Below are 5887 nucleotides of genomic sequence, written 5' to 3' on the forward strand. Positions count from 1 at the left end.
AGCCAATGCCAGAACCGGCTCCAGAACCCACGCCCCAGATCATTCTTGCAGCCCGCATATTGCGCCGCATACATCTGCGAACGCGCCTGCACCTTCCCCGCCACCGGCATCAGCCAGGCTTTGCTCGCGTAGGTACGCTGCCGGTAACCGCCCCAGCCTTCGTGGTAATTCAGGTACTGGCCGTAGGCATCGTATTTGTATACGCCGTTAATGGTGTAGGTCTTGTCCATGTACCAGCCGACAAAGTCGATGGCGTCGTCAAAGTCCTGCCGGCTGGCGCCGTAGCGTCCGGTGCTTTTCTGGTAGTCGCTCCACACTTCGTCCTTGGCCTGGGCGTAGCCGGAGGCCGTAGACACACGACCCCAGGGGATGATCCACAGCAGGTACTTGCGTGGTGTCTTGGCGTCCTGCCGGAAGCCCGATTCCTGATACATGATCGCGAACGGCACCTGGATCGGCACGCCCCAGCGCGCCTGGGTCACCTTGGCGGCGTCGTACCAATCGTCTTTTTCGCGGAAGATGCCGCAGATGTCGTTGGGGGTGCGGGGTGGCGAGGTGCCGCATCCCGCCAATAAGGCGGTGAGCAGCAACAGCCCTGCGGTTTTTCCTGCGTTCAAAAGCTCACCGTCTCGTCGTGAGAATAAAAGGCGGGCAGTTTACTCGTTCGCCGGGGTTCCTGCAGAGGTGAAAGCAACACGAATCCTGTGGCGAGGGAGCTTGCTCCCGCTGGAGCGCGAAGCGCTCCCGGACCGGTTGACGCGGTATGCCTGAGGCACTGTGATCATCGGTTTTGGGGCGGCTGCGCAGCCCAGCGGGAGCAAGCTCCCTCGCCACATTTTGGTGGGTGGCTCAGGCAGTGACGACCGCCGTCAGTTCCAGTTCCAGCAGGCCGTTGCTGGGTAATCCCGCCACGCCCACCGCCGAACGCGCATGCCGGCCGTGCTCGCCAAACAGCTCAATCAACAGTTGCGAGGCGCCGTCGACCACCTTGGAGAAGCCCTGGAAACCTTCCCCGCCAAACACAAACCCGCGAACGAACAGGATGCGCTCGACGTTCTCCAGCCCTACCGCCTGGTCCAGCACGCTCAAGGCCCGCAGCACACAGGTCTGCCCTGCTTCGTTGACCAACTCCGTAGAGGTCTGGTCCGTCACTGGCCCGGTAATCACGCTGTCACCCTGCCGACAAACCTGCCCGCTGACATACGCCACGCCTCCATGAATCGTCACCGGCACGTAGTCCCCCTTGGGGCTCGGCGCTTCGGGTAACTCCAGCCCGAGGGCTTGCAGTTTTTCGCGCACGCTCATGCCGGTTCCTCGACAAATTCCACATGCCCACCCAGCCAGCAACCTTGCACCTGCCCCGCTGCATCCCGGCGAAACCGCAGGGAGATTTGCGAAGGTCGGCCCATGGCCCGGCCCTGGCGGATGTGCACCGGGCGATCATCTGCCGTCACCAGGCCATTCTCCAACAAGCCAAACGCCAACGCGGCAGCCGCGATGCCGGTGGCGGCGTCTTCCGGGTAACCCGAGGACTTGGGAAACTGCCGCGCATCAAACTGTCGCCCGTCCAGATCCGATGGCGCATAGGGGTACAAGCCGGTGGAGCCGATGCGCTCGCACAGTTGCTGCATCCGCCGGTAATCCGGTTTCAGGCTATCCAGTACCGCCACGCTTTTCAGCGCGATCAGGGTTTTCACCCGGCTGGTGCAAGCGTTCTGGATCGGCAGCGGTGCCAGTTCGTTGGAAGTGATGCCGAGCACCGACAGAATCTCGGCCTCGACTTCGGCATCGTTCAACGCCTCGACCTGGCCCTTGGGCTGGCTGATTTCCACCTGGATATCCGGGGTGCCCGCAGCGGTGATCCGCGCATCCACCGGACCGCTCAGGGTCGATAACGTCAGGCGGTCCTTGTGCAGCATGCCCAACCGATCCAGCAGCCACACCGCTCCCACGGTGGCGTGGCCGCACATTTCCATCTCGTGGTTGGGCACCCAGAAGCGCAAGGCAAAATCGAACTCGCTGCCAACCGGTGCGGCGAACACGAAGCCGCACTCATGGCCATAGTCGCGGGCGACTTGCTGCATGTCGGCATCGCTCATGCCATCGGCGACGGCCACGGTTGGCGCGGGGTTGCCGCCACGGGCGGTGGCGGGAAAAACATTGACCAGGTGAACCTCGGGCGTCATTTCGCCTCTCCCTGAAGGGTGGAAACAGTCGGCGCCACGGCGTCGACGATGGAGTTGGTGTAGACCTGCTGCGGGTCGAGTTCGACCGGGTCGCTCTCCACAGCGTTCATGAAGCGGATGTTTTTCTCAACGCCGTCTTTCTCGATGCGCGGCGTGGCCGGGTAGGACGGTAGCGAAGCGGTCCAGGCAGCATTGAAGATGGCGGCGTCGGTGTTGGCGAAATACGGGCGCACCGACTCGCGAGCCTTGTCCGGGTCGCTGGCAATCAGGTGTTCGGCACGCCACAGGGCGCGGACCATTTTTTCGGCCGTGACCTTGTTGCTGGCCAGCCAGTCTTCACGGGCAATCATCGCAGTGAAGAGGAAGCCGTCCAGGGGTTTGTATTCGCCCTTGGCCAGGTCCATCAACACAAAGCCGCCTTGCTTCTCGGCGGTGGTGATGGTGGGTGGCGACAGCGAGAAGCCGTTGATGCTGCCCTGGGAAAACGCCGCGAGCATGTTTGGCGCGCCGCCGATGGGCATGATGGTGAAGTCTTTGTCCGGGTTGAGCCCCGCATCCTTGGCCAGGTAGCGCACCAGCATGTCGGTGGTGCTGCCAGGGCCGGTGACGCCGATCTTCAAGCCCTTGAGGGCCTGGGCACGGGCGGCCAGGGATGAGGTGGCCGACACGCCGGCCTTTTGCGCCGAGGCACCGTCGATCACCACGGTGCTGCCGAACTGGGTTTGCACGGCGGCGAACGCCTGGACATTCTGGCCTTTGGTGCGGGCGCGCACCGCGACGGCGGGCAGGCCGACGTACGCATCCGCATCACGCCCCAGCACGGCGGTGAGTGCTGCCGAGCCACCTTTCTGGAATACGATGACGTCCACATTCAGGCCTTCATCGGCGAAGTAGCCTTGCTTCTGCGCGACGTAGATCGGCACATAGAGGAAGCCTTCGCTGGGGAACGCCAGGGTGACTTTGGTCAGGTCCCGGGCCTGCGCGGCGGGCAGGCATGAGGCGAGTAAAACGCTGGCGATGAACAGTGGTTTGAACATGATCAAGCTCCGCAAAAATAAGGGGTTAAACCGCAACTTCACGTTCCGCTTCGTTGGCCTTCCACGGCATCAACTTGCGTTCGGCCAGCTTCACCGCCGTGTTCAGGATCAGCGCGAGGGCGATGATGCCCACCAGTGCGGCAAATACACCGGCGGTATCGAACTGCGAGGCTGCATCTGAGAGCAGGTAGCCCAGGCCCCGGTTGGCGGCGATGATCTCGCCCACCAGCGCGCCGATCAGCGCATAGGGCACCGACAGGCGCAGGCCGGTGAATACCCAGGTGAAAGCGGACGGGATGACCACCATGGTCAACAGGTCGCGCTCCTTGGCGCCCATCAGGCGCAGGATGGTCAGTTGCTCGCGGGACACGTTGCGCACGCCGCTGTAGGTGTTGAGGAACACCAGGAAGAACACCACGGCCGCGGTCAGGATGACTTTCATCGGCAAGCCGATGCCGAACCAGAGGATGAACAGTGGCGCCAGCGCGACTTTCGGCAAGCTGTAGAAGGCGGTCAGGAACGGGTCGAGAATATCCGCCAGCAGCTTGGCGCGGCCCAGCACCAAACCGGCGATCAAGCCTGCGAGGGAGCCGAAGAAGAAGCCCAGCACGGCTTCCAGGGTGGTGATGCCGGCGTGATAGAAGAACACCCCGTTCATGAGGATTTTCCACAGGCTTTGCGCCACCGCCGAAGGCCGGCTGATGAAAAATTCCACGCCGAACCAGCGGGACACACACTCCCAGAACACCAGCAGGAAAATCAGGAACAGCGAGCGATAGACCTGGATCATACGACCTCCAGCGAGTGAGCCAATGAGGCGGGATCGGCAGCACCGGCGACGTCGGGCGCCAAGCGTTTCCAGAGGGCGGCGCAGAGTTCCACGTAGCGTGGGTCGGAGCGCAATTGCACCAGGTTGCGTTCACCGCCCAAGGGAATATCGAGCACATGGTCGATGGTGCCCGGGCGACCGGCGAACACCACGCAGCGGTCCGCCAGCGCGATGGCTTCATCGACATCGTGGGTGACGAACAGCACGGTCTTGTTGAGCTTGCGGCACAGGCGCAAGAGTTCGGTCTGCAGGGTCAGGCGCATCTGCGCATCAAGGGCGCCGAAGGGTTCGTCCATCAGCAGGGTTTCCGGGTCGCTGGCCATCAAGCGCGCCATGGCCGCGCGTTTGCGCATGCCGCCGGAAAGCTGGTTGGGGTAGCTTTCGCCAAAACCGGTGAGGCCCACCAGCGCCATCAGCTCCTCGACGCGACTGTCGATCCGGGCCTTGGGCATGCGGCGGATTTGCAGCGGCACGGCGATGTTGCCGGCCACGGTGCGCCACGGCAGCAAGTGGTCGGCCTGGGTCATGTAGCCGACACGGGTGTTGACGCCCTTGACCTCGGCGCCGTCGTAATGCACCTGGCCCTCCGTGGGGCCGAAGAGCCCGGCGGTCATGTTGAGCAAGGTGGACTTGCCGCACCCCGAAGGGCCGACCAGGGTGATGATTTCGCCCCGCTGAACTTCAAGCGATACGTTGCGCACGGCCACAAACTGGCGGCCCTCGACTTTGAAGCTTTTTTGCACCCCTGCGAAGCTGATAAAGGGTTTTGCACTCACCGCCCCTCCTCGTCCGGTAGGCCGGACTTGTTTGTTGTTGACGGGGTGAGGATGAACGGATGACGGATTTTCGGCGCACGGGATCGGGCCGGATCATGCGCGGGATCGGGACATCAAAAACGTTGAGGCGGTATCAGCCGCGGCGCCACTCATCCGGCGACACGCCCAGCACCCGGCGAAACACATGGGCCAGGTGTGACGGTGACTCATAGCCGACGTTATTGGCGATCTCCAGCACCGACATGCGGGTGTGCCGCAACAACGTCTGCGCGCGCTCCAGGCGCAGGCGCTGGACGTACGCCAGCACCGTCTCGCCGGTGTGCAGCGCGAACAGCCGGGTCAGATGGCGGCGCGACATGTGAAACGTCTCGGCGATTTCATCCAGCCCCGGCGCATGTTCGAGGTTGCCTTCCACGTACGCCTTGACGTCACGCACCAGCATGGCGCCGTGGCGCTCGGTAGATGAGCGTTGCAGACTCGGCTGGCTGAGGGAAATCGCCAGGCATTCGAGCAGCAGCAGGTGATCGGCCTGGGCCACCTGGCGGCGGCGGTCGATGTACAGGTCGGGTTGGCTGAAGGCTTTTTTTGCCAGGAGCAGATGGTGCAACGGCGCGGAGGTTTGCCAGATGCCCAGGGTGGGCACGCGCAGCAAGCGGTTGGCGTCACCGGACAGGTCACGCAAGGCGTAGTGCATGTAGTCGGGGTCGACGTAGAACGCCACGTGGCCCTGGCTGGCGGTGAGTGACGAGGAGGAATGGCTGGATTGCGGCGGCACCAGTACGAACTGGCGGTCGATCACCGAGGTGGTGCGCCCGCTTTCCTCATCCTTGAAACGCAACAGGCCGTGCTCGGGCACCATCAGCATGAATTCGTCGTGGGCATGGGCCCCGGTTTCATAGGCGCCGTTGGAGTTGAAGACGCTGTAGATGTCGCGCATCGCCAGGCACTGCCAGTGGATGTTGGAGTGCTGACACTAGCATGTTTGGTGCCAGCGAAGCATCGTGGCGAGGGAGCTTGCTCCCGCTGGACCGGGCTGGCGCTCCAGTGCGAAGCGCGCCC

Annotated in this window: 7 protein-coding genes; all 7 read right to left on the bottom strand. The window is 63.3% G+C overall.

Annotation, left to right across the window (positions count from 1 at the left end):
- The coding region (locus JV201_RS17385) for a hypothetical protein (protein WP_023658938.1) at positions 1–617 on the bottom strand (617 nt) is incomplete at its 3' end.
- Positions 618–849: 232 nt separating this feature from the next.
- Entirely contained in the window at positions 850–1305 is a 456-nt protein-coding gene (locus JV201_RS17390; RefSeq protein WP_102604868.1) for a RidA family protein, read from the bottom strand.
- Positions 1302–2186, bottom strand: coding sequence for a PhzF family phenazine biosynthesis protein (locus JV201_RS17395; RefSeq protein WP_003211571.1), 885 nt, complete (start codon positions 2184–2186; stop codon positions 1302–1304). Before JV201_RS17395 ends, JV201_RS17390 begins: the two co-directional genes overlap by 4 nt.
- Positions 2183–3223 carry an ABC transporter substrate-binding protein gene (locus JV201_RS17400; protein ID WP_008435866.1) on the bottom strand — a complete coding sequence of 347 codons (1041 nt, stop codon included), beginning with the start codon at positions 3221–3223 and terminating at the stop codon, positions 2183–2185. Before JV201_RS17400 ends, JV201_RS17395 begins: the two co-directional genes overlap by 4 nt.
- Positions 3224–3248: 25 nt before the next feature.
- The gene (locus JV201_RS17405; protein WP_219405793.1) at positions 3249–4013 is read right to left on the bottom strand and encodes an ABC transporter permease; all 765 of its coding nucleotides are present in this window, start codon (positions 4011–4013) and stop codon (positions 3249–3251) included.
- Complete coding sequence (locus JV201_RS17410) at positions 4010–4828, bottom strand: ABC transporter ATP-binding protein (protein WP_003211576.1); 819 nt, start codon at positions 4826–4828, stop codon at positions 4010–4012. Before JV201_RS17410 ends, JV201_RS17405 begins: the two co-directional genes overlap by 4 nt.
- 133 nt (positions 4829–4961) lie before the next feature.
- Positions 4962–5765 (bottom strand): AraC family transcriptional regulator, encoded by an 804-nt coding sequence (locus tag JV201_RS17415; RefSeq protein WP_003211578.1) that lies wholly within the window; start codon positions 5763–5765, stop codon positions 4962–4964.
- Positions 5766–5887 lie beyond the last annotated feature (122 nt).

It is taken from the genome of Pseudomonas sp. Colony2 (assembly GCF_019382755.1).
In the GTDB taxonomy this organism is placed as follows: domain Bacteria; phylum Pseudomonadota; class Gammaproteobacteria; order Pseudomonadales; family Pseudomonadaceae; genus Aquipseudomonas.